The organism is Allobosea eneae (assembly GCF_042657265.1).
Taxonomy (GTDB): Bacteria; Pseudomonadota; Alphaproteobacteria; order Rhizobiales; family Beijerinckiaceae; genus Allobosea; species Allobosea eneae.
This window is the reverse complement of record NZ_JBHSLW010000037.1, coordinates 54,523-77,618: the sequence shown is the minus strand read 5'-3', so window position 1 is coordinate 77,618 and position 23,096 is coordinate 54,523. Positions and strand designations below refer to the sequence as shown.

General features: G+C 67.2%; 27 protein-coding genes. 17 read left to right on the top strand and 10 right to left on the bottom strand.

The genetic code is table 11. The features are described from left to right. Positions 1 to 63 precede the first annotated feature (63 nt). The 5 genes from ACFPOB_RS22155 to ACFPOB_RS22135 all read left to right on the top strand — a co-directional run bounded on the left by ACFPOB_RS22155 (position 64) and on the right by ACFPOB_RS22135 (position 4,321). Positions 64 to 348 carry an aa3-type cytochrome c oxidase subunit IV gene (locus tag ACFPOB_RS22155; RefSeq protein ID WP_092161272.1) on the top strand — a complete coding sequence of 95 codons (285 nt, stop codon included), beginning with the start codon at positions 64 to 66 and terminating at the stop codon, positions 346 to 348. Positions 349 to 368: 20 nt separating this feature from the next. After that, the gene (locus ACFPOB_RS22150; RefSeq protein WP_377800552.1) at positions 369 to 1,508 is read left to right on the top strand and encodes a Re/Si-specific NAD(P)(+) transhydrogenase subunit alpha; all 1,140 of its coding nucleotides are present in this window, start codon (positions 369 to 371) and stop codon (positions 1,506 to 1,508) included. Between the two features lie 26 nt (positions 1,509 to 1,534). Next, a complete protein-coding gene (locus tag ACFPOB_RS22145) occupies positions 1,535 to 1,966 on the top strand; it encodes an NAD(P) transhydrogenase subunit alpha part 2 (protein ID WP_092161274.1) in 432 nt (143 codons plus the stop codon). 5 nt (positions 1,967 to 1,971) lie between these two features. Then, positions 1,972 to 3,378, top strand: coding sequence for an NAD(P)(+) transhydrogenase (Re/Si-specific) subunit beta (locus ACFPOB_RS22140; RefSeq protein WP_377800551.1), 1,407 nt, complete (start codon positions 1,972 to 1,974; stop codon positions 3,376 to 3,378). Positions 3,379 to 3,463: 85 nt separating this feature from the next. After that, positions 3,464 to 4,321 (top strand): alpha/beta hydrolase, encoded by an 858-nt coding sequence (locus tag ACFPOB_RS22135; RefSeq protein ID WP_377800550.1) that lies wholly within the window; start codon positions 3,464 to 3,466, stop codon positions 4,319 to 4,321. Between the two features lie 7 nt (positions 4,322 to 4,328). On the opposite strand, the gene ACFPOB_RS22130 is transcribed toward ACFPOB_RS22135, so the two are convergent. From ACFPOB_RS22130 to ACFPOB_RS22110, 5 genes are all read right to left on the bottom strand, one after another. Next, positions 4,329 to 5,177 (bottom strand): tetratricopeptide repeat protein, encoded by an 849-nt coding sequence (locus tag ACFPOB_RS22130; RefSeq protein WP_377800549.1) that lies wholly within the window; start codon positions 5,175 to 5,177, stop codon positions 4,329 to 4,331. Between the two features lie 191 nt (positions 5,178 to 5,368). Beyond that, positions 5,369 to 5,626, bottom strand: coding sequence for a 30S ribosomal protein S21 (rpsU, locus tag ACFPOB_RS22125; RefSeq protein ID WP_092161278.1), 258 nt, complete (start codon positions 5,624 to 5,626; stop codon positions 5,369 to 5,371). Between the two features lie 260 nt (positions 5,627 to 5,886). Continuing rightward, on the bottom strand, positions 5,887 to 6,987 hold the full coding sequence (locus ACFPOB_RS22120) for a 5-(carboxyamino)imidazole ribonucleotide synthase (protein WP_377800548.1): 1,101 nt from the start codon (positions 6,985 to 6,987) through the stop codon (positions 5,887 to 5,889). Beyond that, positions 6,984 to 7,481 carry a 5-(carboxyamino)imidazole ribonucleotide mutase gene (purE, locus tag ACFPOB_RS22115; RefSeq protein ID WP_377800547.1) on the bottom strand — a complete coding sequence of 166 codons (498 nt, stop codon included), beginning with the start codon at positions 7,479 to 7,481 and terminating at the stop codon, positions 6,984 to 6,986. The genes ACFPOB_RS22120 and purE overlap by 4 nt, the downstream gene beginning before the upstream one ends. A gap of 249 nt (positions 7,482 to 7,730) precedes the next feature. Beyond that, positions 7,731 to 7,949: a YdcH family protein gene (locus ACFPOB_RS22110; protein WP_110488657.1), complete on the bottom strand. Its 219-nt coding sequence runs from the start codon at positions 7,947 to 7,949 to the stop codon at positions 7,731 to 7,733. 229 nt (positions 7,950 to 8,178) lie between these two features. Between ACFPOB_RS22110 and ACFPOB_RS22105 the strand changes: the two genes are divergently transcribed. The 8 genes from ACFPOB_RS22105 to ACFPOB_RS22070 all read left to right on the top strand — a co-directional run bounded on the left by ACFPOB_RS22105 (position 8,179) and on the right by ACFPOB_RS22070 (position 13,945). Beyond that, positions 8,179 to 8,367 (top strand): YdcH family protein, encoded by a 189-nt coding sequence (locus ACFPOB_RS22105; RefSeq protein WP_377800546.1) that lies wholly within the window; start codon positions 8,179 to 8,181, stop codon positions 8,365 to 8,367. Positions 8,368 to 8,531: 164 nt separating this feature from the next. Next, on the top strand, positions 8,532 to 9,377 hold the full coding sequence (locus ACFPOB_RS22100; RefSeq protein ID WP_377800545.1) for an AraC family transcriptional regulator: 846 nt from the start codon (positions 8,532 to 8,534) through the stop codon (positions 9,375 to 9,377). 66 nt (positions 9,378 to 9,443) lie between these two features. Continuing rightward, entirely contained in the window at positions 9,444 to 10,163 is a 720-nt protein-coding gene (locus tag ACFPOB_RS22095) for an alanyl-tRNA editing protein (protein ID WP_377800544.1), read from the top strand. A gap of 8 nt (positions 10,164 to 10,171) precedes the next feature. Then, a complete protein-coding gene (locus tag ACFPOB_RS22090; RefSeq protein WP_377800543.1) occupies positions 10,172 to 11,110 on the top strand; it encodes a DMT family transporter in 939 nt (312 codons plus the stop codon). Positions 11,111 to 11,116: 6 nt separating this feature from the next. Beyond that, positions 11,117 to 12,223 carry an acetylornithine deacetylase gene (gene argE, locus ACFPOB_RS22085; RefSeq protein ID WP_377800542.1) on the top strand — a complete coding sequence of 369 codons (1,107 nt, stop codon included), beginning with the start codon at positions 11,117 to 11,119 and terminating at the stop codon, positions 12,221 to 12,223. A 75-nt stretch (positions 12,224 to 12,298) separates the two neighbouring features. Continuing rightward, complete coding sequence (locus ACFPOB_RS22080) at positions 12,299 to 12,715, top strand: helix-turn-helix domain-containing protein (RefSeq protein ID WP_377800541.1); 417 nt, start codon at positions 12,299 to 12,301, stop codon at positions 12,713 to 12,715. Continuing rightward, on the top strand, positions 12,712 to 13,578 hold the full coding sequence (locus ACFPOB_RS22075) for an alpha/beta fold hydrolase (RefSeq protein WP_377800540.1): 867 nt from the start codon (positions 12,712 to 12,714) through the stop codon (positions 13,576 to 13,578). Before ACFPOB_RS22080 ends, ACFPOB_RS22075 begins: the two co-directional genes overlap by 4 nt. After that, entirely contained in the window at positions 13,571 to 13,945 is a 375-nt protein-coding gene (locus ACFPOB_RS22070; protein ID WP_377800539.1) for a DUF4180 domain-containing protein, read from the top strand. Before ACFPOB_RS22075 ends, ACFPOB_RS22070 begins: the two co-directional genes overlap by 8 nt. A gap of 29 nt (positions 13,946 to 13,974) precedes the next feature. Here the strand turns inward: ACFPOB_RS22070 and ACFPOB_RS22065 are convergent, their stop codons facing one another. Then, positions 13,975 to 15,603: an acyl-CoA synthetase gene (locus ACFPOB_RS22065; RefSeq protein ID WP_377800538.1), complete on the bottom strand. Its 1,629-nt coding sequence runs from the start codon at positions 15,601 to 15,603 to the stop codon at positions 13,975 to 13,977. A 61-nt stretch (positions 15,604 to 15,664) separates the two neighbouring features. Next, on the bottom strand, positions 15,665 to 16,564 hold the full coding sequence (locus ACFPOB_RS22060) for a sulfite exporter TauE/SafE family protein (RefSeq protein WP_377800537.1): 900 nt from the start codon (positions 16,562 to 16,564) through the stop codon (positions 15,665 to 15,667). 37 nt (positions 16,565 to 16,601) lie between these two features. On the opposite strand from ACFPOB_RS22060, the gene ACFPOB_RS22055 reads away from it, so the two are divergent. Then, entirely contained in the window at positions 16,602 to 18,518 is a 1,917-nt protein-coding gene (locus ACFPOB_RS22055; RefSeq protein ID WP_377800536.1) for a propionyl-CoA synthetase, read from the top strand. 1 nt (position 18,519) lies between these two features. Here ACFPOB_RS22055 and ACFPOB_RS22050 read toward each other — a convergent pair whose 3' ends face one another. The 3 genes from ACFPOB_RS22050 to ACFPOB_RS22040 all read right to left on the bottom strand — a co-directional run bounded on the left by ACFPOB_RS22050 (position 18,520) and on the right by ACFPOB_RS22040 (position 21,319). Further along, on the bottom strand, positions 18,520 to 19,404 hold the full coding sequence (locus ACFPOB_RS22050) for an MBL fold metallo-hydrolase (RefSeq protein WP_377800644.1): 885 nt from the start codon (positions 19,402 to 19,404) through the stop codon (positions 18,520 to 18,522). A gap of 37 nt (positions 19,405 to 19,441) precedes the next feature. Next, a complete protein-coding gene (locus tag ACFPOB_RS22045; protein WP_377800535.1) occupies positions 19,442 to 20,179 on the bottom strand; it encodes a DUF1013 domain-containing protein in 738 nt (245 codons plus the stop codon). A gap of 141 nt (positions 20,180 to 20,320) precedes the next feature. Beyond that, positions 20,321 to 21,319 (bottom strand): NAD(P)H-quinone oxidoreductase, encoded by a 999-nt coding sequence (locus ACFPOB_RS22040; protein ID WP_377800534.1) that lies wholly within the window; start codon positions 21,317 to 21,319, stop codon positions 20,321 to 20,323. 78 nt (positions 21,320 to 21,397) lie between these two features. Between ACFPOB_RS22040 and ACFPOB_RS22035 the strand changes: the two genes are divergently transcribed. The 3 genes from ACFPOB_RS22035 (at position 21,398) to rcdA (ending at position 23,080) form a co-directional block, all read left to right on the top strand. Beyond that, positions 21,398 to 21,595 carry a DUF1192 domain-containing protein gene (locus ACFPOB_RS22035; RefSeq protein ID WP_092161348.1) on the top strand — a complete coding sequence of 66 codons (198 nt, stop codon included), beginning with the start codon at positions 21,398 to 21,400 and terminating at the stop codon, positions 21,593 to 21,595. A gap of 297 nt (positions 21,596 to 21,892) precedes the next feature. Next, the gene (locus ACFPOB_RS22030) at positions 21,893 to 22,189 is read left to right on the top strand and encodes a hypothetical protein (RefSeq protein ID WP_377800533.1); all 297 of its coding nucleotides are present in this window, start codon (positions 21,893 to 21,895) and stop codon (positions 22,187 to 22,189) included. A 363-nt stretch (positions 22,190 to 22,552) separates the two neighbouring features. Continuing rightward, positions 22,553 to 23,080 (top strand): protease adaptor protein RcdA, encoded by a 528-nt coding sequence (gene rcdA, locus ACFPOB_RS22025; protein ID WP_377800532.1) that lies wholly within the window; start codon positions 22,553 to 22,555, stop codon positions 23,078 to 23,080. The last annotated feature ends 16 nt before the right edge of the window (positions 23,081 to 23,096 follow it).

The window sequence follows — 23,096 nt, the reverse complement described above, 5'->3', positions numbered from 1 at the left end:
TGCCAGACCCTTTTCAGGTGCGGTACAGGGCTTCAGGATAGGGTTGAACTCGGGACTTTTTTCATGGCCGACCACGGACACGCCGCCGACATTCCGGAGATGGATTATCCGGAGCACGAGCGCACCTATGTGGGCTTCGTGCACTTCGCCGAAGTCGGCACGCTTGCTTGCCTCGCCATCGTCGCGGCGCTCGCCGTCGGCGGCACCAAGCACGCCTGGGGCACAGCCATCATCGGCACGCTGCTGACCCTGGTCGGCACCGGCGTCGGCATCGCCGCCCCGTCGATCGGCTGGCGCGCCACCCTCGTCCCCTTCGTTCTGATGCTGCTCGCGCTCCTCCTCTACTAAGCCCGAAAGGCCTGGCCTCCATGCGCATCGCTGTCCCAGCCGAAACGCAAGGGGCGGAGACCCGCGTCGCCGTGACGCCGGAAACCGTCCGCAAGTTCATTGGCCTCGGAGCCGATGTCGCAGTGGAGAAGGGGGCGGGCCTCGCCTCCGGCATTACGGATGGCGAGTACGAGGCGGCCGGCGCCAAGCTGGCCGGCAGCGCCGCCGAGGCGCTGGCCGGCGCCGACATCGTGCTGAAGGTGCGCCGCCCGGCCGAAAGCGAGATCGCCGGCCTGCCCGCCGGTGCGCTCGTCGTCGGGATCATGGACCCCTATGGCAGCGAGGCGCAGGTCGAGGCGCTGGCCAAGGCCAATGTCTCAGCCTTCGCCATGGAGTTCATGCCGCGCATCACCCGTGCGCAGGTGATGGACGTGCTGTCCTCGCAGGCCAATCTCGCCGGCTATCGGGCGGTGGTCGACGGCGCCGCCGAATATGGCCGGGCGCTGCCGATGATGATGACCGCGGCGGGCACCGTGCCGGCCGCGAAGATCTTCATCATGGGCGTCGGCGTCGCCGGGCTGCAGGCGATCGCGACCGCGCGCCGCATGGGCGCCATCGTCACTGCGACGGACGTCCGGCCTGCAACCAAGGAGCAGGTCGAATCGCTCGGCGCCAAGTTCCTCGCCGTCGAGGACGAGGAGTTCAAGCAGGCGCAGACAGCCGGCGGTTACGCCAAGGAAATGTCCAAGGAATACCAGGCCAAGCAGGCCGAGCTGACGGCGAGCCATATCGCCAAGCAGGACATCGTCATCACCACCGCGCTGATCCCGGGCCGCCCGGCGCCGAAGCTGATCTCGGCGGCGATGGTCGAGAGCATGAAGCCCGGCTCGGTCATCGTCGACCTCGCGGTCGAGCGCGGCGGCAATTGCGAGCTCGCCAAGCCGGGCGAGGTCGTGACCACGGCCAACGGCGTCAAGATCGTCGGCCATCTCAACGTGCCGGGCCGCCTGCCTGCGACCTCGTCCAGCCTCTACGCCAAGAACCTCTTCGCCTTCGTCGAGACGCTGATCGACAAGGCCGAGAAGAAGCTCGCGGTGAACTGGGAAGACGAGTTGGTCAAGGCGACCTGCCTGACCAAAGACGGCACTGTCATCCATCCGAATTTCGCGGCCAAGGCCTAAAGCACTGCACAGGGGAGGGTCACGTCATGGCTAATCCGGCACCCGAACAGGCGCTCGAACAGGCCCGCTCCGCCGCGGCATTGGCAAAACAGGCGGCCGAACTCGCCGAGAAATATGCCGAGCAGGCCGCTGCGGCGGCCGGCGCCGCGACCGGCGTCGATCCGACGGTCTATCGCCTCGCCATCTTCGTGCTCGCGGTCTTCGTCGGCTACTACGTCGTCTGGTCGGTGACCCCGGCGCTGCACACGCCGCTTATGTCGGTCACCAACGCGATCTCCTCGGTCATCGTCGTCGGGGCGCTGCTGGCGGTGGGAGTTCAGGCGGCGCCCGCCATGGGCGACGGGCCGCTCTGGGCCAAGGTCTTCGGCTTCATCGCGCTGATCCTGGCCTCGGTGAACATCTTCGGCGGCTTCCTCGTCACCGAGCGGATGCTCGCCATGTACAAGAAGAAGGGCTGACGCGCATGGCCGCCAATCTCGCCGCCCTTCTCTATGTCGTCTCCGGCGTCCTCTTCATCATGGCCCTGCGCGGGCTGTCGCATCCGACGAGCTCGCGCCAGGGCAATCGCTACGGCATGATCGGCATGGCGATCGCCGTGCTGACCACGGTGATCTTCTATCCGCCGGCCGGCTTCTCCGGCTGGCTGCTCGTTCTGCTCGGTATCGCCATCGGCGGCGGCTTCGGCGCCTTCATGGCCAAGCGCGTGCAGATGACGCAGATGCCGCAGCTCGTCGCCTTCTTCCATTCGCTGGTCGGCCTCGCCGCGGTGCTGGTGGCGGCGGCGGCGCTCTATGCGCCAGAGGCCTTCGGCATCGGACAGGTCGGCAAGATCAAGGGCGCCAGCCTGTTCGAGATGGGGCTCGGCGTCGCCATCGGCGCGATCACCTTCACCGGATCGATCATCGCCTTCCTCAAGCTCGACGGGCGTATGAGCGGCAAGCCGATCATGCTGCCGCAGCGCCACGCCATCAATATCGGCCTTGGCGTCGCGCTCTTCGTGATGCTGCTGATCTTCCTGAAGACGGAAAGCCACGTCCTCTTCTGGCTGATCGTGCTGGTCTCCTTCGCGCTCGGCGTGCTGCTGATCATCCCGATCGGCGGCGCGGACATGCCGGTCGTCGTCTCGATGCTCAACTCCTATTCCGGCTGGGCCGCGGCGGGCATCGGCTTCACGCTCGGCAACATGGCGCTGATCATCACCGGCGCGCTGGTCGGCTCGTCCGGCGCGATCCTGTCCTACATCATGTGCAAGGCGATGAACCGGAGCTTCATCTCCGTCATCCTCGGCGGCTTCGGCGGCGACGATGCCGCTGCTGGCGCCGGTGGTGCGGTCGAGGCGCGCCCGGTCAAGCAGGGCTCGCCCGACGATGCCGCCTACATCATGAAGAACGCCGGCAAGGTCCTGATCGTGCCGGGCTACGGCATGGCGGTGGCTCAGGCGCAGCACGCGCTGCGCGAAATGGCCGACCTCCTCAAGAAGGAAGGCGTCGAGGTCAAGTACGCCATCCATCCGGTGGCGGGCCGCATGCCGGGCCATATGAACGTGCTGCTGGCCGAGGCCAATGTGCCCTATGACGAGGTCTTCGAGCTCGAGGACATCAACTCGGAGTTCGGCCAGGCCGACGTCGCCTTCGTCATCGGTGCCAACGACGTCACCAACCCTGCCGCCAAGACCGACAAGTCCTCACCGATCTACGGCATGCCGATCCTCGACGTCGAGAAGGCCAAGACCGTGCTGTTCATCAAGCGCGGTATGGCGGCCGGCTATGCCGGCGTCGAGAACGAGCTGTTCTTCCGGCCCAACACGATGATGCTGTTCGGCGACGCCAAGAAGGTCACCGACGAGATCGTCAAGGCGATGGCGCACTGAGGCAGGGCGCTCGTCATCGGAACGTCGCAAAGGGCCGGCTCGATGCCGGCCCTTTTGTTTCTGGCGAGAGTGTAGGCAGCGGGCGATGCGCAGGATCCTGAAGCTTCTCGCCATCGGAGCGTTCGGCGCCTATGTCGCAATGCTCGCGCTGCTGTACATCAAGCAGCGCGAGATGATGTATCCGCGCAATGCGGCGCGGGCCGAGATCGCCAGCGCCAATCTGCCGGGTGTCGAGGAGGCGGCGTTGACCGCCGCGGACGGCGAAAAGCTGATCGCCTGGGTGGTGCCGCCGCGCGACGGCAAGCCGGTGCTGCTGTTCTTCCACGGCAATGCCGGCAATTTCGGTCGGCCGATCCGGCAGGCGCGTTTCCGGGCGTTGACGGAGGATGGGACGGGGCTCTTCGCCGTCAATTATCGCGGCTATGGCGGCTCGACCGGCTCGCCAACCGAGGACGGCCTGGCGCAGGATGCCCGTGCCGCCTATGCCGCGGCCGTGGAGCGCTTCGGCGCGGAGCGGCTGGTCGGCTATGGCGAGTCGCTTGGCACGGGCGTGGTGCTGAAGCTGGCGGCGGAGGCCCCGCTCAAGGCGGTGATCCTCGAGGCGCCCTATCTCTCCACTGCCGCTGTCGCACAGCAGCTCTACCCTTACATCCCGGTCGGGCTGGTCATGCATGACCAGTTTCACTCCGATCAGGTCATCGGCAAGGTCAAGGCGCCGCTGCTGATCCTGCACGGCCAGCGCGACGGCGTCATCCCGTTCAGCCAAGGCGAGGCGCTGTTCGGGCTCGCCAATCCGCCGAAGCGCTTCGTCCGATTCCCTGAGGGCAATCACGAGAACCTGCCGGCGCATGGCTCGGTGCCGGAGATCAGGCGCTTCCTGGCAGATCTGGATACGAGCCGTCTGGCAGGTAGCGAAACGGTGACCGCTATGGCGCAGCGGTGAGACGACCTCAGAGCCGGAACATCCCGCCGCCGCCACCGACACGAGCAGCGCCAGCGCGGGCGATCTGATTGTTGCCGTCGAGGCCGAGGGCGCGCTGATAGGCCTCGCTTGCCTCGGTCTTCTTGCCCTGCTTCTCGAAGGCGAAGCCGCGGCCGGCCCAGGCGGCGGCATTGCGGTTGTCGACATTGAGCGCCGCGGTGAAGTCCTCCAGCGCGGAATCGTATTTGCCGAGCGCGTTCAGGCTCTCGCCGCGGGCGATATAGGGCGGGGCGGTGTAGGGGTTGCGGTCGATCACCGAGTCGAAATCGGTGACGGCCTGCTGGTGCTGGCCTTCCTTCTGGTAGACCAGCCCGCGCGCGTGGAAGGCCTCGGCCGATTCCGGGTTGAGGCGGATCGCGGCGTTGAGGTCTGCCAGCGCCTGCTGGCTGTTGCCCTGCACGCGCAGCAGATTGGCGCGGGCGATATAGGCCGGGGCGTAGTTCGGATTGGCGGTGGTGGCGCGGTTGAAGTCCTGCAGGGCAGCGTCGTTGCGGCCGCTCTGGCGCAGCGCCAGGCCGCGATTTGTGTAGGCCGGCGCAAAATTGGCGTCGATCTGCACGGCCTTGGTGAAGTCGGAGATCGCGTCGGAATAGCGGCCGATGCGGGCGTAAGCCGCGCCGCGCGTGTTGTAGGCCTGCGGATCGTTCGGGTTGCGGTTGATCACCTCGCTGAGCGAGCCGATGTTGACGCTGGCTGCCTCGGTGTTCTCGGTCTGGAGCTCGGCGACGCCGGCGCCGGAACTCATGCTCACCGTGTCGCAGCCTGCGAGCGCGAGCGCCAGGCCCGTCGCGATCAGCCAGTTCCTGCCTGTGAGCATGCTCTTATCCATCGCCTTGCAACTCTCGCCTGCCATGCGGCGCCACCGCCCCGGTGCGCCGCCATCCTCCAAAACGCCCAAGCCCTGACAAAGTTTGGTTAACGAGCCTACAAAAACAACAGCGCCCGGAGAAGCTCCAGGCGCAAACAGATATCAGTGTGACGCTGGCTGGCGGCCGGTCCCTGGCGCGGTCAGACCGCCGGCCGAGCGGGACGCTCAGGGCGCTTCGGCTTCACCGGCGCGGGCAGCAAGCCTTCGCGCTGCAGCTTCTTGCGGATCAGCTTGCGGGCCCGGCGGACGGCCTCGGCCTTCTCGCGCGCCTTCTTCTCGGACGGCTTCTCGTAATGGCCGCGCAGCTTCATCTCACGGAAGATGCCCTCGCGCTGCATCTTCTTCTTAAGCGCCCGCAGCGCCTGATCGACATTGTTGTCGCGAACGAGAACCTGCACGTCTCTTAGTCCGTCGTTGTCTGTGGTCCGGAATCGGGGCGGCGACCTCCCGCTCGGAAGATCGCCGCGAAGGTCGTGCGGATACCAGAATTCCCGCGGCCTGTCCACGCTGCAGCGCGGCAAAACCCGTGAAACCACGCGGGTTTTGGAGAGGAGAGGCAGGTCGGCTCAGGTGCGGCTCGACACCGCTCAGCCCTCATCCTGAGAAGCGTGGCCGATCGCGTCTCGAAGGAATGCTCTAGCTGGTTCAGCAGCCTTTCTCAGCCGGCTTCGGGGAGGACGCGGGTGACATGGCCCATCTTGCGGCCGGGCCTCGCCTCCCGCTTGCCGTAGAGGTGCAGATGCGTGCCGGGCTCAGCCAGGAGCGCGCGCCAGTCATTCGCCTGGTCGCCGATCAGGTTCTGCATGGTGACGCGGCCGCGCCGAGCGGTTGCGCCCAGCGGGAAGCCGCAGACGGCGCGGACATGCTGGTGGAACTGCGAGGTCTGCGCTCCCTCGCTGGTCCAATGCCCGGAATTGTGGACGCGCGGGGCGATTTCGTTGACGACGACCTGTTGACCGCTCTTGCCCTCGACCAGGAAGAACTCGACGGCGAAAACGCCGACATAGGCGAGCGCCTCGCCGATGCGCCGTGCGGCCTCGATCGCGGCGTCGGCCGCGGCTGTGTCGATCCGGGCGGGCACCTGCGTCAGCGCCAGGATGTGGTCGCGGTGCTCGTTCTCGCACACGTCGAAGGCGGCGAAGGAGCCGTCGGCGGCGCGGGCGGCGACGACCGAGACCTCGCGCGCGAAGGTGACGAAGCCTTCGAGGATCGCGGGGAAATGCCCGATCTCGTCCCAGACCTGCGCGAGATCGACGCCGTCGACGATCTTGACCTGGCCTTTGCCGTCATAGCCGAAGCGACGCGTCTTCAGCACGGCGGGACGGCCGAGGCTGGCGACGGCCTTTTCCAGATCGGCGAGCGAGTTGACGGACTCGAAGGGGGCGACCGCTAGGCCGAGATCGGCGACGAAGCGCTTTTCGGTCAGGCGGTCCTGCGTCACCGCCAGCGCGCGTGCTCCGGGATGCAGTGGGGTGCGGGCCGCAAGGAAGGCGGCGGTCGCGGCCGGGACGTTCTCGAATTCGTAGGTCACGACATCGACGGCGTCGGCGAAGCTGGCGAGCGCCGCCTCGTCCTCATAGGCACCGATGGTGTGGCGGGCGGCGACCTCATAGGCCGGGCTGTCGGCGTCCGGCGCGAAGATGTGCACGCGCACGCCGAGATCGGCCGCGGCCAGCGCCAGCATCCGGGCGAGCTGCCCGCCGCCGAGAATGCCGAGAACGGCGCCGGGACCGAGGCCGCGCGGATCGGGCTGGCTCATGCGTCGTCCTTCGGACGTTCGGCGACTGCGGCGCTCAGCCGGCCGCGCCAGGCGTCGAGGCGCTCTGCGAGGTCGTCGTCGGAGAGGGCGAGCACGGCCGCGGCCAGCAGGGCGGCGTTGATAGCGCCGGCCTTGCCGATGGCGAGCGTACCGACCGGGATGCCGCCTGGCATCTGTACGATCGAGAGCAGGCTGTCCTGGCCGGAAAGCGCCTTGGATTCGACGGGGACGCCAAAGACGGGGAGGGGCGTCAGCGACGCCGTCATGCCCGGCAGATGGGCCGCGCCGCCGGCGCCGGCGATGATGACCTTGAATCCGGCTGCCTTGGCGCCCTTGGCGAAGTCGACCATCCGGTCGGGCGTGCGATGGGCCGAGACGATGCGGGCGTCGAAGGCGATGCCGAGTTCGCGGAGCGTGTCGGCCGCGTGGCGCATCGTCGCCCAGTCGGACTGGCTGCCCATGATGATGGCGACGGGTGGGGTCGGCTCGGCCATGAGATCAGATGCTTCCCGGCAGGAGGGAGGAAGCGCGCGATCTAGACCGGCCGCAGCGTCACAGGCAAGGGCGGAATCGTCTTGGCGCCACGATTCGCGCTGGAATTCCATCGGTTTCGGAGTCGTCCCGGACAAGCCGCGCTGGCGGCGCCGATCCGGGACCCATGTCTGAACCTCTTTCGGACGGGCTCAGGCATGGCTCCCGGGTCGAGCTGCGCTCCCCGGGGACGAGTCGGAGTGTGGGGACACTCAGGCGATGATGTCCGGCGTCAGCTGGTCCTCGAGATAGGAGATGCGGTCGCGCAGATAGAGCTTGCGCTTCTTCAGGCGCTGGATCTGGATCTGGTTGACCGGACCGAGACGTTCGAGCGCATCGATGGCGCTGTCGAGGTCGCGATGCTCCTCGCGCAGTCGCGCCAGCTCCGCTTCCAGAACCTCGATCTCCTCCGGGCTCAATTCGAATCCCATGAAGCCGTCTCATCATCGCCGCGATCGCGGCCGACTATGCGCAGGCGCGGGCGGCCCGGCAAGGGTATCGCCAGCGCGATGCGGGCCGGCTTGCTCGCATTCATGCGCCTCGGGAAAGGTCCCGGAAGGGATCACAGAAACTCATGGTGCAGCGCACGTCTGCCCGGCAGACGTGAAGCCGGCTCTGTGTCAGACTTCTCTTGTTAGAACGCTCATCAGGAGGATCCAGATGTCGCTGCAGACACATCTCGCCGAGCTCGAACGCAAGCATCGCCAGCTCGAGGAAGCCATCGCCCAGGCGATCGCCAGCCCCTCGTCGAGCGATCTTGGCGTAGCCGAGCTCAAGCGGAAGAAGCTGCTGCTGAAGGATGAGATCGAGCGCGTGCGGCTGACCATGCCGGCACCGACGTTGCACTGAGAGGACAGGCGGGCCGCGGCGCCCGCGACGAATTCGCGCATTCGCGCTGCCGGCCCCGAAAGGGGCCGGCCTTTTTATGAGCAGAGGCACGGCACAGCCCGACCGGCGTGGAAGCGCTCGCTCGATCGTGCAACAATCCCCGGCCGCTGCGAGGGGATGCGCCGTTGGCCCGCGTCGATCGACACAACACCACCCGTTACTGGAACGCGACCGGCGTCGACGGGCTCAGCTGCCTCTACGCCGATTTCACGACGCATGACTATGCGCCGCACCAGCATGATGCCTTCGTCGTCGCCGTGACGGAAAGCGGCGGCTCCGAATTCAAGAGCCGCGGTCGCAGCGACGAGGCCCGCGAGAGCGTGCTGCTCGTCTTCAATCCCGCCGAGCCCCATTCCGGCCGCATGGGCTGGAGCAGACGCTGGCGCTATCGCTCGTTCTATCTGACGCAGCCCGCCATCGAGACAGTGGTCGCCGATCTCGGCATCGCTCGCCCGGCCTATTTCATGCGCAATGTCGTTGGCGACGCCGATCTGATCGCGGCCTTCGCCCGGCTGCACTGCAGCCTGGAGGATGGCCAGGACCCGCTCGAAGAGCGCGAGCTCCTCGTCGCCAGCTTCGGGACGCTGTTCCAGAGGCATGGCGACGGCGCCCGCTCTGTCCCGATGGCCGTACGCGACGAGGCAGTGGTTGCACGTGTGGCGAAGCGGCTGGCCTCGCAGCATGCGGAAAGCGGGCTGACCCTGAACGAAATGGGGCTTTGGGTCGATATGACCCCGTTCCAGCTCATTCACCTGTTCAAACGCACGGCCGGCCTGACGCCCCATGCCTATCTGACCCAGCTCCGGCTGAAGGCGGCGATCCGGGAGCTGAAGGCCGGCGTGCCGATCGCCGACGCGGCGCTGGCCAGCGGCTTCTACGACCAGAGCGCGCTGACGCGGCACTTCAAGCGCTCCTTCGGCATCACGCCCTTGCAGTATCAGCGGGCGGGCGCTGCCGGCCGCGCCCGCTGATCTGTCAATTTCCGCCAATACGGTTCCAAGCCGCGTCCCCAGACTTCTTCGAAAAGGAGTCTTTTCGTGACGCGCTATTTCTGTCTGGACGAGCCGGAGGTGTTCGCCCTCAAAACCGTCGTGACGGCCGCCGAGCCGGGCCGTATCCGGCTCGATCGATCGCCGTTCTATCCCGGCGGTGGCGGCCAACTTCCCGACAAGGGCACATTGCAATGGTCGGGCGGCGATGTCGCGATCGCCGGCTTCGAGGACACAGCCGAGGGCATCTGGCATCTTCTGGCCGAGCCGGTCGTGCTCTCGGGGGCGGTGGTCGCCGAGGTCGACCGCCCGTTCCGGCAGCTCATGCGCGAGCTCCATACCGCTCTGCACATCGTCAATGCACTCGTCTACCAGGGCTTCGACGGAGCGCTCGTGACCGGCGTGCAGATGAACGCGGACGGCACGGCGCGGATCGATTTCGACCTGCCCGAAGCCGATAACGAGCGCCTGCGTGGCCTCGAAGGCGCGATCAACGACGTGATCAGGCAGGACCTACCGGTCCGCGAAACTTATGTCGGCGGGGGCGAGGCCTTCGACGAGCCCGGCCTGATCCGGTCGCGCTCGGTCACGCCGCCGCCGACGGCCGATGGCCGCATCAGGGTCGTCGAGATCGCCGGGCTCGATCGCCAGGCCTGCGGCGGCACGCATCTGGCATCGACCGGTGCGTCGCGACCGCTGCGCATCCTGAAGATCGACAATAAGGGCCGGCACAACCGGCGTCTGCGCATCGGCCTCGACGGCGCGTGAGGTCGGCCATGTCCGCCCTGCTCAAAGGGCTCTGGGCCCGCCCGCTCCTGCTGCTCTGGCTGCCGCCGCTGTTCTGGGCGGGCAATCTCGTCCTCGGCCGGGCGCTCGGCCCGAGCTTTCCGCCGGTGTCGCTCGCCGTCGGGCGCTGGCTCGTGGCGCTGGCCTGCCTTGCTCCCTTCATCGGCCGGCAGGCCTGGCGGGAGCGGGCGCTGCTGCGGCAGCACCTTGCCCTGATCGTCGCCTGCGGCGCCTTCGGCATCGCCGGCTACAATGCGCTCGGATACCTGGCGCTGCAGACGACCCCAGCCGCCAGCGTCGCTTTCCTGAACTCGACCCTGCCGCTGATGGTGCCGCTCGCGGCTGTCGCGCTCGGCGTCGAGCGCGTTTCCGGTCGGACGCTCGCCGGCATTGCGCTGTCCTTCGCCGGCGTGATCTGGATCGTCTCGCGCGGCGATCTGCAGCAGCTCTCCGGATTGCGGGCCGATGGCGGCGAGTTCCTGGTGCTGATCGCCGTCGCCAACTACGCAATCTATTCCGTCCTGCTGCGCCGCAAGCCGGTGAGCTTGAGCCCGCTCGTCTTCCTGGCCGCGACCATGGCGGCGGGCCTGCTGGTGCTCGCGCCGTTCTGGGCGTTCGAGTTGGTGCAAGGCGCGCGCATCCCGACAGATGCCGGCTCGGTCGCAGCCGTGCTCTATATCGGCGTGTTCGCCTCGCTCTTCGCCTTCATCCTCTGGGGGCATTGCGTGGCGACGCTCGGGCCGAGCGTCACCGGCGTCTCGTTCCATCTGGTGGCGCTGTTCACGGCGCTGCTCGCGGTCGCGGTGCTGGGAGAACCGGTGCGCGGCTTCCATCTCGTCGGCATGGCGCTGATCCTTGCCGGATTCTTCCTGGCGACCGGGAAGTGGCCAGGCGCCCGGTTGCGGCCGGCGCGGCAATCGGGCGCCTAGGCAGCCATGGATACCACCGAGATCCTGCGCCGGCTCGTGGCGTTCGACACCACCTCGCGGCGCTCCAATCTCGATCTGGTCAATTGGGTCGCGGACTATCTCGACAGCTTGGGCGCGCGGATCCGCCTGACCAGCGACGCTTCGGGCGAGAAGGCCAATATCCTGGCGACGATCGGGCCTGACGAGCCGGGCGGCATCGTCCTCTCCGGCCACACTGATGTCGTCCCGGTCGACGATCAGGACTGGGCGAGCGATCCGTTCGTGCTCGCGAGCCGGGACGGGCGCCTGCACGGCCGGGGCGCTGTCGACATGAAGGGCTTCGTCGCGGCCTGCCTCGCAGCCGTCCCGGGCTGGCGGGCCCGAGAGCTGCGGCGGCCGATCCATCTGGCTCTGTCCTATGACGAGGAGGTCGGCTGCCTCGGCGTCCCGCTGCTGATCGCCGACATGCTCGCGCACTGCCCCATGCCGGCGCTCGCCATCATCGGCGAGCCGACGCAGATGCGCATCGGGCTCAGCCATCGCGGCTTCTATGGCTATCGCAGCGTTTTCCATGGCCGCGCCGCGCATTCGAGCGACCCGCGGCTGGGCGCCAGCGCAATCGAGCCGGCGGCGGCGCTGGTCGCGGCGCTGTCGGGCCTCGGAGCGCGTGGTGAATGCTGCGGGATCACGGTCAATATCGGCAGGATCGCGGGAGGTAGCGCCATCAACATCGTTCCTGAGCGCTGCGAAGTGGTCTGGGAGTTTCGTCCGCCCAATGAGGCTGTCGTGGGCGCCGTGCTCGCTGAAGTCGAGGATTTCGTGGCGAGATTGCCACCCGACCTGAGTGTCGAGACGACGCCGCTGGCACGCGTGTTGCCGCTCGACTGCGCGGCGGACAGCTCCGCTGTCGCAGCAACGCGCGAATTTGGCGGCCTGTGGCCGCCGCTCGCAATGCCGTTCGGAACCGAGGCCGGCTTCTTCCAGCAAGCCGGGATCCCCGCTGTGGTCTGTGGCCCCGGCTCGATCGCGCAGGCGCATCAGCCGAACGAGTGGGTCGCGAGCGCCGAGCTGGAGGCTGCGGATCGTTTCCTGGCACGGATCGGGAGCGGGGCAACGGAGAAAGTCGAGATCTGAAAATCCCTTATCGTCCTCATTGATCCCTATTCTGGAATAAATTATTCCTTATTGGGATCAATGAGGAATATCCCGGTGAACGCGCTTCTTACCGTCGAGCAGGCCGCCGAGCGCCTGAAGCTGCATCCAAAAACCGTGCTCCGCTTCATTCGCGAGGGCCGGCTTCGCGCGACGCGGGTCGGCAAGTCCTATCGCATCGTCGCTTCCGATCTGGAGGCTTTTGCGGGCGTGGATACGTCTGCCGCCGCAAAGCGCGCGGTGCGGGTGACCTCCGTCCTAGAGGTGGTGGATCTCGATCCCGACGGGGCGCAGAAGATCGCGACCTTCCTGAGCGCGGCGATCATGAGCACGGAGGTCAGGCCGAATCCGATCCAGCTGACGACGGCGTTCGACCAAGCGGCCAGGCTTCTGAAGGTCGTGGTCATCGGCTCGCCTGCCGATACCGCCCAATTGCTCCAACTCGCCCAGGTCCAGCTGGAGAACCTGCGATGACGACGGGGGCCTTCCGCTCGGCCGAGGGAGCCGAGGCCGTGCATCGCCTCTATCGCGAGGTCCTCGACGGCTGGCCTGCGCCGGCATCCGAGCTGCGCCTGCCCACGCGCCAGGGCGAAACCTTCGTGCTGGCCTTCGGCCGCGAGGACGGGCCGCCGGTCATCCTCCTCCACGGCGCGCAGGCCAATGCCGCGGCCTGGATTCTCGATGCCGTGCCCTGGGCCGAACGTTTTAGGCTCTATGCCATCGACATGATCGGGGAGGCGGGCTTCAGCGCGCCCTCCCGGCCGCCACTCGCCTCCGACGCTCATGCACTCTGGCTCGATGACGTCATGTCCGGGCTCGGCCTGTCACGGGCTGCCGTGGTCGGCGTCTCGCTCGGCGGCTGGCTGGCGCTGGATTATGCCAACCGCCGGCCGGATTTCGTCGAGCGCCTCGCCTTGATCTGCCCGGCCGGGATCGGCCGGCAGAAGAACTTCCTGCTGCGGGCCTTACCCTTCCTGCTGCTCGGCTCATGGGGAAAGCGCCGAATGCGCGAGCTCGTCCTCGGGCCGCAGGTGAGCGAGCCGCCGGAAGCGCTGAAGCCCGTTATTGCCCTGATGGAGGCGATCGGGCGCTCGATCCGGCTTCGCCTCGGGATGATACCCCGCTTGAGCGACGCCGAGCTGGCAAGGCTGAAGATGCCTATTCTGGCGATCATGGGCGGGCGGGACGTGCTGATCGATTCGGACGATACCCGCAGGCGGCTGCAGGCGTTCGCGCCGCATGCCGAGATCGGCTTCCTGCCTGAGGCGCTGCACTTCATTCCAGGGCAGTCGGAACCGGTGCAGCGCTTCCTCGCCGGGCAGACACACCATGGATAGCGCGGTGCTGGAGGTGGCGGGACGGCGTGTCCTGATTTGCGCGCCTGCCGGAGCCGCGCTGGCCAAGCCGAGCGACGCCAATGACTTCCTGGCCGAGGCCTGGGTGCAGGAGGTCGACATGCTCGCCATTCCGATGGCGCGCCTCGGCGAGGATTTCTTCGATCTGGGCAGCGGCCTCGCTGGCGAGGTCGGCCAGAAGTTCGCGAATTACCGGATGCCGCTCGTCATCATCGGCGACATCGCGCAATGGACCGCGAAGAGCCGCGCTTTTCGCGAGTTTGTTCGCGAGGCCAATGACGGAAGCTGTCTCTGGTTCGTGGCGGATCGGGCCGAGCTGATTGCGAAGCTCTCGACGCGGCGCGACTGACGGGCGGCCGCCAGCGATGGCGCGCGGTGCTACAGCGCCCGCGCCATTTCCCTCAGCTTGAACTTCTGGATCTTGCCGGTCGAGGTCTTGGGGACCTCGACGAAGACGACGGTCCGCGGGCATTTGAACGAGGCGAGCAGGGTCCTGCACCAGGCGATGATCTCGTCCTGCGTGGCTGATTGCCCCGGCTTCAATTCGACGAAGGCGCAGGGCGTCTCGCCCCATTTCTCGTCGGGGCGGGCGACGACGGCGGCGGCCTGCACCGCCGGGTGCTTGTAGAGGGCGTCCTCGACCTCGATCGAGGAGATGTTCTCGCCTCCGGAGATGATGATGTCCTTGGAGCGGTCCTTGAGCTGGATATAGCCGTCGGGATGCATCACGCCGAGATCGCCGGAATGGAACCAGCCGCCTTCGAAGGCGGCTGCCGTCGATTTCGGGTTCTTGAGATAGCCCTTCATCACGACATTGCCGCGGAACATCACCTCGCCGAGCGTTTCCCCGTCATGTGGCACGCGCTGCATCGTCTCGGGATCGAGCACGTCGAGCCCTTCCAAAGCCGGATAGCGCACGCCCTGGCGCGCCTTCAGCGCCGCCTGGTCTCCAGCGGGCAGGGCGTCCCAGGCGCTGTTCCATTCGTTGACCACGGCGGGGCCGTAGACCTCGGTCAGCCCATAGAGGTGGACGACGTTGAAGCCGGCCTGCGCCATGCCGGCGAGCACCGCTTCCGGCGGCGGCGCGGCGGCGGTGAAGAAGTTGACCTTCTGCGGGAAGCTGCGGCGCTCGGCCTCGGGCGCGTTGAGCAGCGTCGACATCACGATCGGCGCGCCGCACATATGAGTGACGCCATGGTCGGCGAGCGCGTCGTACATCGCCTTGGCCCGGACCTGGCGCAGGCAGACATGGGTGCCTGCGAGCAGCGAGATCGTCCAGGGGAAGCACCAGCCATTGCAGTGGAACATCGGCAGGGTCCAGAGATAGACCGGGTGCCGGCCCATGCCGCCGGTGAGCACGTTCGAGGTCGCGAGCAGATTGGCGCCGCGATGATGGTAGACCACGCCCTTGGGATCGCCGGTCGTGCCGGAGGTGTAGTTCAGCGCGATCGCATCCCACTCGTCCGACGGCATGACCCAGTCGAAATCGGGATCGCCCTGGTCAAGGAAATCCTCGTATTCGACGCTGCCGAGGCGCTCGCCCGGGCCGTCATAGACCGGGTCGTCATAGTCGATGACCAGCGGCTTCGCCTTGCAGAGGGAGAGCGCCTCCTTGACCGTCCCAGAGAACTCGCGGTCGGCGATCAGCACCTTGGCCTCGCCATGGTCGAGCGAGAAGGCGATGATCGCGGCGTCGAGGCGGGTGTTGAGCGTGTTCAGCACCGCGCCGCACATCGGCACGCCGTAATGGCATTCGAGCATGGCCGGGGTGTTCGGCAGCATCGCCGCGACGGTGTCGTTCTTGCCGATGCCGTGCTGCTTCAGCGCCGAGGCGAGCCGGCGGGTGCGGGCGTAGAGCTCGGCGTAACTCCGCTGCAGCGGGCCGTGGATGACCGCGACATGGTCCGGGAAGACGCTGGCGGCGCGCTCGAGGAAGGGCAGCGGCGAGAGCGGCTGGAAGTTCGCCGGGTTGCGATCGAGGTCAGTGTCGTAAGGTGAGAGCGGCATGGCGTTCGGCGTTCCCGGCTGTCGTTGCGACAAGCCTAGAAGCGCATCTCGCCATGGGCAATCAGCCGAAGAGCGGACGCAGGCCGTCGAAGACCAGTTTCACGCCGACCGCGGTCAGCAGCCAGTAGATGATGGTGTAGAAGCGTTCGGCGGGGACACGCCTGACCAGCCAGACGCCGGCGATGGTCGAGAGGATCGCCACGGGCGCTAGCGCCGCCGAGGCCGTCAGGTTTTGCGGGCTGAACTGGCCGAGGACGAAATAGGGCAGCACCTTGATCCAGTTCATCAGCGCGAAGAACAGCGCGCCGGTGCCGACGAAGACGGCCGGCGGCAAGCGCTGCGGCATCACATAGATCTGGAAGGGCGGCCCGCCGGCATGGGCGATCATGCTGGTGAAGCCGCAGATCGCGCCCCAGAGCGTGCCGGTCGCATAATTCGCCCTGGTCACCGGTTGCGCCGTCGCCTTGCCGGCGAGGAGGCGGCGGAGCGCGAAGCCGATCGAGATCACCCCGACGGCGAGGCCGACGGCGGCATCCGAGACCTTCGCCGCCAGCAGATAGCCGGCGAGGACGCCGAGCAGCATGCCGGGAATGAGTGTCGCGAGGTTGCGGCGGTCGAAGTCGCGGCGATAGGACCAGACCGAGACGATGTCCTGGATGATCAGGATCGGCAGCATGATCGCCGCCGCCTGCACCGGCGAGACGATCAGCGCCATCAGTGGCAGCGAGAGCAGGCTAAGGCCTGCGAAGCCGCCCTTGGACAGCCCCATCAGGACGACCGCAGGCACCATGACGGCAAAGAAGGTGAGGTCGAAGGTCATGGCCCCGGCAAAGGCGAGATGTGCAGCGCAGCCCATCCGGTTGCGCTGAAAGTCTGAGATCGCGGTGCTTGCACGCAAGCGGCGGACATGGGCACGATCCCGCGCCAAATCCGGCCCCCAGACGGCCAGCCCGGAGTTCACCTCTAGGCTCAATACCAGGCGAAGAGGAACGCTTTTCATGACTGCCAGCCATGCAAGCCGCTATGCGCAGACCTATGCCGCCTGGCAGCGGGACCCTGAGGGCTATTGGGCGCAGATCGCCGAGGGGATCGAGTGGATCAAGCCGCCGCAGCAGATCTTCGATGCGGAGGCTGGCATCTATGGCCGCTGGTTTCCGGATGCGAGCTGCAATACCTGCTTCAACGCACTCGATCGGCATGTCCGCGACGGCCGCGCCGAGCAGACGGCGCTGATCTATGACAGCCCGGTCACCGGCACCAAGCAGCGTTTCACCTATGCGCAGATGCTCGATGAGGTTTCGACGCTGGCGGCGGTGCTGCAGGACCAGGGCGTCGGCAAGGGCGACCGCGTCATCATCTATATGCCGATGATCCCGGAGGCGGCCTTCGCCATGCTGGCCTGCGCCCGGATCGGCGCGGTGCATTCGGTGGTGTTCGGCGGCTTTGCGGCCAAAGAGCTGGCAACCCGCATCGACGACGCGACGCCGAAGCTGATCATGACCGCGACCTGCGGCATCGAGCCGACGCGCGTGGTCGAATACAAGCCGCTGCTCGACGCGGCGATCGATCTCGCGACGCATAAGCCAAATGCCTGCATCGTGCTGCAGCGGCCGCAGGTCGATGCCTCCATGCATGTCAGCCGTGACAAGAACTGGCGCACGCTCGTCGCCGCCGCGCGCGCAAACGGGCGCAAGGCCGACTGCGTCGAGGTCGCCGCGACCGACCCGCTCTATGTGCTCTACACCTCCGGCACGACGGGGCGGCCCAAGGGCGTGGTGCGCGACAATGGCGGCCACATGGTCATGCTGGTCGCGACCATGACCCAGCTCTACGACGTCAGGCCCGGCGAGGTGATGTTCACCGCCTCCGATGTCGGTTGGGTCGTCGGCCACAGCTATATCGTCTACGGACCGCTGATCCAGGGCGCGACCTCGGTCCTCTACGAGGGCAAGCCGGTCGGCACGCCCGATCCCGGCGCGTTCTGGCGGGTGATCGCCGAGCACAAGGCGGTGGCGATGTTCACCGCGCCGACCGCCTTCCGGGCAATCCGCAAGGAGGATCCGCAGGCGACCTATCTCAAGAATTACGATCTCTCGCAGTTTCGCACCCTCTTCCTTGCCGGCGAGCGGGCCGATCCCGATACGCTGAAATGGGCCGAGGATGTGCTCGGGGTGCCCGTGGTCGACCATTGGTGGCAGACCGAGACCGGCGCCTGCATGGTCGGCAACCCGGTGGGACTGGGATTGCTGCCGATCAAGCACGGCTCGCCGAGCGTGCCGTTGCCAGGCTACGACATAAAGTGCCTCGACGAAGGCGGCCGGCCGGTGCCGGCCGGGACGATGGGGGCGATCGTCGCCAAGCTGCCGCTGCCCCCCGGCGCATTGCCGACGCTGTGGCAGGACGACGAGCGCTTCCGCAGCGCCTATCTCGAGACCTATCCCGGCTTCTACCACACCTCGGATGCCGGCTTCATCGACGAGGACGGTTATGTCTTCATCATGGGCCGCACCGACGACATCATCAATGTCGCCGGCCACCGGCTCTCGACCGGCAGCATGGAGGAGGTATTGGCCTCGCATCCGGCTGTGGCCGAATGCGCCGTGGTCGGCATCAAGGACGCGCTCAAGGGCGAGCAGCCCTGCGGCTTCGTCGTAATGAAGGCCGGGGTGACGCAGTCGCCGGCCGAGGTCGAGCAGGAGCTGGTCGGGCTGGTGCGCGACAGGATCGGCCCCGTCGCAGCCTTCAAGCTCGCGATCACCGTGGCGCGGCTGCCGAAGACGCGCTCGGGCAAGATCCTGCGCGCGACGATGAAGAAGATCGCCGACGGCGAGGAGTATGCGATGCCGGCGACGATCGAGGATCCCGCCGTGCTCGGTGAGATCGGCACCGCGCTGAAGGGCAGGGGACTCGGGTAGCTCAGAACCCGATCGCGGCGCCGTTCCAGCGCAGCAGCCGCGCCGGCAATTCCAGCCGCATCAGGTCTTCGCCGACGATCAGCGGCCCGGAATAGCCGCCGGCGCGGACTTCGGCGAACAGTGCCGCGGTGTCGGCCCCCGGCGGGACGAGGTGGGTCAGCGCCAGCGCCTTGACGCCGGCGCGCCGGGCAAGGCCGGCCACCACCGCCGGAGTCATGTGATAGCTCTGGACCGAGGCGACCGTCTGCGCCGAGCGCACGCCGGCGGTGATAGGCATCTGGCTGTCGATGAAGACTTCGCAGACCAGGAGATCGCAGCCCTCAGCAACCCGTTCGAGCGAAGGCGTCAGGCGAGTGTCGCCGGAGAAGACGATGCGGCTGCCATTGGCCGACAGCGACAGCCCGAAGGCCGGTTCGACCGGCTTGTGATCGACCAGGAAGGCTTCGACTGCGAGGTCGCCAAGTCCCGCTACCGGGCCTTGTTGCAACTCCTCGAACACGACCTCTAGGCCGGTCGCATCCGGGCGCTTCTCGAAGGCGATGCGCAAGGCGCGCTCGCGGGCGAAGGCCTCGTACTGGCCGCGCATATTGGCGAGCGCCGGCTCCGGCGCGAGCACGCGCCAGGGCCGATTGCGGCCCTGATGCCAGGACGAGACGATCAGCTGGTAGAAATCGACCAGATGGTCGGAATGCTCATGCGTGACGATCAGCGCATCGATCTGCGCTCCGGCATGGCCGGCGGCGACGAGGCGCTGGCTGACGCCCGAGCCGCAATCGACCAGAACCTTGGCACCACCCGTCTCGACGAGATGGGCCGGGCCGGCGCGGCGCAGGCTGACGGGCGGCGCGCCGCTGCCGAGGAAGGTGAAGGCGAGGTCCGTCGTCATCGTCACTCGCCTCCGATCCTAATCCGGCCGGCCGGACTCAGTAGCCGCCGTCGTCATCCTCGTCGTCAGCCGGGCGCTTAAGCTGCTTCAGCTTGGCGAAGACCGAATCGACGTCGATCTTCTCCTCGTCCTGCCGCTTCGGCCGGCTCATGTCGGCGAAGGGCTGCGAGGACGGCGCCGGCTCGGGTGCGGTCGTCTCCTCGGCCGGGAGCAGGGTCGAGCCGGTGTCCTGCAGGACCATGGCCGGGCGCTCCTTGGCGGCGCGGGCCACCTCGAAGTCGAGGTCGATCTGCGAGGTCAGGCCGAGGCTGACCGGGTCGATCGGCTGCAACTGCTGGGTGTTCCAGTGCGTCCGGTCGCGGATCTGGGCGATCGTCGTCTTGGTCGTGCCGATCAGGCGGATGATCTGCGCGTCCTTGAGCTCGGGGTGGTTGCGCAGCAGCCAGAGGATCGCGTTCGGGCGGTCCTGGCGCTTCGAGACCGGGGTGTAGCGCGGGCCCTTGGTGCGCTTGATCTCCGGCACCTTGACCTTGCGCTCGGCCAGCTTGAGCTGGTGCGACGGGTTCTTGGCGGCGCGCTCGAGCTCCTCGCGGGTAAGCTGGCCGGAGGTGATCGGGTCGAGGCCCTTGATGCCGGCCGCAACCTCCCCATCGGCGATGCCGCGCACCTCGAGCGGGTGCAGTTTGCAGAACTCGGCGATCTGCTCGAAGGTCAGCGAGGTGTTCTCGACCAGCCAGACCGCAGTGGCCTTGGGCATCAGCGGCGTTTGTGACACGGGCCGTCTCCTGGAATGTCGCGGGCAATAGCTCTCAGGCGCCGACCGGCCGCCCCGGCCGGTCATCCAAATCATCGACGATGAGGAGGATGGGCCGCCTTATAGGCAAAGCCGGGAAGGCTGTCCAATCAATCCGATCGCTCAGATCGTCAGCACGATCTTGCCGATATGGGCGTTGCTCTCCATCAGCGCGTGCGCCTGCGCCGCTTGCGCCAGCGGGAAGCGGGCATGGATCACCGGCTTGCAGCGCCCTTCCGTCAGCAGCGGCCAGACCTTCTCCTCGAGCTCGCGGGCGATCGCAGCCTTCTCGGGAATCGTGCGCGGGCGCAGGGTCGAGCCGGTATGGGTCAGCCGCTTCAGCATCAGGCGGCTGAAATTGACCTCGGCCTTCGGGCCGTTAAGGAAGGCGATCTGGGCGATGCGGCCGCTCTCGGCAGCCACATCGTAATTGCGGTTGATATAGTCGCCGCCGACCATGTCGAGGATCAGGTCGACGCCGCGCCCGCCGGTCGCCGCCTTCGCCGCGGCGACGAAATCCTCGGTGCGGTAGTTGATTGCGTGGTCGGCGCCGAGGTCGCGGCAGGCGGCGCATTTGTCGTCCGATCCCGCGGTCGCCAGCACGGTGGCGCCAAAAGCCTTGGCGAGCTGGATCGCGGTGGTCCCGATGCCGGAGGTGCCGCCATGCACCAGGAAGCTCTCGCCCTTCTTCAGGCCGCCGCGCTGGAAGACATTGGTCCAGACGGTGAAGAAGGTCTCGGGGATCGCTCCGGCCTGCTCCAGCGACAGCCCGGCCGGGATCGGCAGGGCGTTGTCTTCATGAACCACGGCATATTCGGCGTAGCCGCCGCCGGCGACGAGCGCGCAGACCTGATCGCCGACCTCGTAGCGCGAGACGCCCTCGCCAAGCGCGACGATGCGGCCGGCGAATTCAAGGCCGGGAATGTCGGAAGCGCCCGGCGGTGGAGCGTAGCCGCCCATGCGCTGCAGCACGTCGGGCCGGTTGACGCCGGCGACCGCGACATGGACCAGGAGCTGGCCGGGGCCGGGCTGCGGCACCGGACGCTGCTGGGGTTTCAGCACATCCGGGCCGCCGGGGGCCTCGAAGCCGATGGCGGTCATGGTCTGGGGCAGGGCAGTCATGGGCGTCTCCTCGCCTGTGGTGCTGGCGTTGTGCTGCGATTAAGCTCGCACGTCCGGAGGATGCAAGGCGAGGCTATGATGGCTGGATTTCTCGACGACGACCGCCCGGCACCGAAGCGGGCCCATGAGATCGGGCAGGATCTGTCTCAGCTCTCGGTTGCCGAACTCAGCGAACGGATCGTGCTGCTGGAAGCGGAAATCGAACGCTTGAAGGAAGCCCGAGAGAAGAAGTCGGCCTCACGCTCGGCGGCCGACGCCTTCTTCAAGAAGGCCTGAGGCGAATTCGCGGCCGTCAACAGGTGTCGCAGGTGCCGCGGCAATTTTGGAACGGCTGAGTCCTTCCCGCCACGCGACAAGATGCGCCGGCAGATGAACGGATATTCATCTTCGCATTGCGGGCCGATGGGCCTATCCTGAGGACGTGGTCAGAAGGCGGCCGAATGCCGCCCGCCCGCGCCGACGCAACGGCTCGGCCGGCGCCGCTTCCGACAATGACAGCAGGTGGAAACGAACGGAGAGACGGCTGGACGCCGTTCCCGATCGCGCGCCTGCATTTCGACAGGAGACAAGACGATGCGCTTCGTCGCACTCGCCATGGCCTTGCTCGCGGTCACGCCGGCCATCGCCGTAGAGGATACCGCCCGGATCGGATTGCGCGAGGATGGCGGCAAGCCGCTCGCCGCCTTCCAGTTTCGCTGGCCGCAGACCGTCGTGATCATGCAGGCGCCGGTCACCGTGCTTGGCGGCCACAGCATCGAGATCCGGCGGGAGATCGCGCCCAGCGTCAGCCTCGGCGGCACCTATCGCTATTCGCTCGGCGAGCGCTTTCTCAGCGAGCGCTTCGGCCTGAAGCTGACAGTGACGCGCTGACGAAATGAACTGCGTCAGGATCGTTCGAATGTGTCGCATTTTCGGGCGGCGTTAACGCCCGCTTAACGATTCCAAAGTATGAATCGCATCATCCAGTTTGTCTGGATGTCGAGTGGCTCCTGCCCACTCTGTTTGACGCCTCCCTGTTGACCTTCGAGCCGCCTTCGGGGCGGCTCTTTTTTTGGTCTACAGCCCGATCCGGCCGGGCAGGGCGGGCGTCGTCGGGCCGGACCATCGCACCGTTAACCTTAACGACACGTTACCACGGCGCCGACAAGCTCATGGCGTTATCCTTGCGATGTCCCGGCCAGTTCGGCGTCGCGTCTCTCGATCGCACGCCGCTGTACCGATTGGAGACATGGGATGACCGATCTGACGATGCTAAGGCCCGAGGCCGAGGACGGCGCGATCTCGTTCGCGCGCGGCTTCGTCAAGTCGGACGCGTTCATGCAGCTGTTCCGCGAGGGGATGGGGCTGGTCGAGGCGACCGCCGCCTATCTCGACGGGGACGGCCGGGCCGAATCGGCGGCGCTGCCGCGAGAGGTCTCGCTGACCTATGCGACGGAGAGCATGCGCCTGACGACGCGGCTGATGCAGATCGCCTCCTGGCTGCTGGTGCAGCGCGCCGTCGCCGAGGGCGAGATGAGCGCCGATCAAGCGCGCAACGAGCATAACAAGGTGCGCATCGCCGAGCCGATGCTGCAGCCGACGAACGCCGAGGCGGCGCGCCTGCCGCAGCGCCTGCGCGATCTGATTGCCCATTCGATCCGCCTGCAGGAGCGCATCCGCAATCTCGACGCCCAGATGTCGGGCGCTATCCGGCCCGCCACGGCGAATCCTGTGCGCGGACAGCTCGAGAGCCTGCAGGCGCGTCTCGGCCTGCTGCGCTGACTTCCTGTGGCGTCAT

What these genes read in the sequence shown, in the direction of transcription:
- ACFPOB_RS22155 (WP_092161272.1), top strand. Translation starts at nt 64, where the DNA reads ATGGCCGACCACGGACACGCCGCCGACATTCCGGAGATGGATTATCCG.
- ACFPOB_RS22090 (WP_377800543.1), top strand. Translation starts at nt 10,172, where the DNA reads ATGTCCGCCCTGCTCAAAGGGCTCTGGGCCCGCCCGCTCCTGCTGCTC.
- ACFPOB_RS22150 (WP_377800552.1), top strand. Translation starts at nt 369, where the DNA reads ATGCGCATCGCTGTCCCAGCCGAAACGCAAGGGGCGGAGACCCGCGTC.
- ACFPOB_RS22130 (WP_377800549.1), bottom strand. Translation starts at nt 5,177, where the DNA reads ATGCTCACAGGCAGGAACTGGCTGATCGCGACGGGCCTGGCGCTCGCG.
- rcdA (WP_377800532.1), top strand. Translation starts at nt 22,553, where the DNA reads ATGACCGATCTGACGATGCTAAGGCCCGAGGCCGAGGACGGCGCGATC.
- ACFPOB_RS22035 (WP_092161348.1), top strand. Translation starts at nt 21,398, where the DNA reads ATGGCTGGATTTCTCGACGACGACCGCCCGGCACCGAAGCGGGCCCAT.
- ACFPOB_RS22050 (WP_377800644.1), bottom strand. Translation starts at nt 19,404, where the DNA reads ATGACGACGGACCTCGCCTTCACCTTCCTCGGCAGCGGCGCGCCGCCC.
- ACFPOB_RS22135 (WP_377800550.1), top strand. Translation starts at nt 3,464, where the DNA reads ATGCGCAGGATCCTGAAGCTTCTCGCCATCGGAGCGTTCGGCGCCTAT.
- ACFPOB_RS22070 (WP_377800539.1), top strand. Translation starts at nt 13,571, where the DNA reads ATGGATAGCGCGGTGCTGGAGGTGGCGGGACGGCGTGTCCTGATTTGC.
- ACFPOB_RS22110 (WP_110488657.1), bottom strand. Translation starts at nt 7,949, where the DNA reads ATGGGATTCGAATTGAGCCCGGAGGAGATCGAGGTTCTGGAAGCGGAG.
- ACFPOB_RS22055 (WP_377800536.1), top strand. Translation starts at nt 16,602, where the DNA reads ATGACTGCCAGCCATGCAAGCCGCTATGCGCAGACCTATGCCGCCTGG.
- ACFPOB_RS22140 (WP_377800551.1), top strand. Translation starts at nt 1,972, where the DNA reads ATGGCCGCCAATCTCGCCGCCCTTCTCTATGTCGTCTCCGGCGTCCTC.
- ACFPOB_RS22145 (WP_092161274.1), top strand. Translation starts at nt 1,535, where the DNA reads ATGGCTAATCCGGCACCCGAACAGGCGCTCGAACAGGCCCGCTCCGCC.
- ACFPOB_RS22040 (WP_377800534.1), bottom strand. Translation starts at nt 21,319, where the DNA reads ATGACTGCCCTGCCCCAGACCATGACCGCCATCGGCTTCGAGGCCCCC.
- ACFPOB_RS22065 (WP_377800538.1), bottom strand. Translation starts at nt 15,603, where the DNA reads ATGCCGCTCTCACCTTACGACACTGACCTCGATCGCAACCCGGCGAAC.
- ACFPOB_RS22120 (WP_377800548.1), bottom strand. Translation starts at nt 6,987, where the DNA reads ATGAGCCAGCCCGATCCGCGCGGCCTCGGTCCCGGCGCCGTTCTCGGC.
- ACFPOB_RS22105 (WP_377800546.1), top strand. Translation starts at nt 8,179, where the DNA reads ATGTCGCTGCAGACACATCTCGCCGAGCTCGAACGCAAGCATCGCCAG.
- ACFPOB_RS22030 (WP_377800533.1), top strand. Translation starts at nt 21,893, where the DNA reads ATGCGCTTCGTCGCACTCGCCATGGCCTTGCTCGCGGTCACGCCGGCC.
- purE (WP_377800547.1), bottom strand. Translation starts at nt 7,481, where the DNA reads ATGGCCGAGCCGACCCCACCCGTCGCCATCATCATGGGCAGCCAGTCC.
- ACFPOB_RS22075 (WP_377800540.1), top strand. Translation starts at nt 12,712, where the DNA reads ATGACGACGGGGGCCTTCCGCTCGGCCGAGGGAGCCGAGGCCGTGCAT.
- argE (WP_377800542.1), top strand. Translation starts at nt 11,117, where the DNA reads ATGGATACCACCGAGATCCTGCGCCGGCTCGTGGCGTTCGACACCACC.